We start from the raw sequence: 656 nt of genomic DNA, 5'->3' as shown, positions 1-656 counted from the left end.
GGGTCCGATGGTCGCTCGGCTGCTTCAGATCCACTGTGGGGACATACCGTCATGTGGTGGGCACGAGCCGGGAAGATCATGCAGTTCGTCGCGGGCCTGGCAGTCATTCTTGACCTGGTCGGACCCGATCGGCTCCGGGTCGCCGGCAAACGAATGGGCACTGCCCTTGGGAGCGTGCGTAACTACCTGATTGGATTTCGATCCAGTCCCGAGCGTACACTCAACGGCGCCATCCAGACGGCTGGCGGCGCTTTCCTGGTTTCGATAGGCGCATTGATGCTTTTCTTGCTCGCAACCAATTGGGCAGCGATGACAAAGGATTTGACTACAATTGCTCCGGTCGGGCTGGCCCTGGTCCTACTTATTTTCTTCCTTGCCATCGGCAGCCCTGAGTCCTCAGCAGGTGCTCGCATTCCCCTGCTCGGCTTGGGCTGGCTGGCGGCGACCTCCACGCTTGGTTTAATTGCGGCAATTTTAGACAAGGCAAATCCTGGCCACGCCGTGCGCTGGCTAGGGTTTCTACTCTTCGTTATGGGGTTTGGCCTCGACTTGCTCGGATCGTGAGAACGATGCATCTGGCGGAAAACAGGCGCTCCCAACAATTTTGCGTGGCGATGATCAGTTGTAAGCATCGCACCAGATTTGGGATGCTCTTC

The 656-nt window shown here is 57.8% G+C and carries 1 protein-coding gene; it reads left to right on the top strand.

Annotated features, from left to right (window positions below):
- Positions 1 to 564, top strand: a 564-nt coding sequence (locus tag Acy02nite_RS46230) for a twin-arginine translocase TatA/TatE family subunit (protein WP_203756852.1), incomplete at its 5' end; no start/stop codon positions are given.
- Between the last annotated feature and the right edge of the window lie 92 nt (positions 565 to 656).

It is taken from the genome of Actinoplanes cyaneus, assembly GCF_016862095.1.
In the GTDB taxonomy this organism is placed as follows: domain Bacteria; phylum Actinomycetota; class Actinomycetes; order Mycobacteriales; family Micromonosporaceae; genus Actinoplanes; species Actinoplanes cyaneus.
This window is presented reverse-complemented; position numbering and strand designations above follow the sequence as displayed.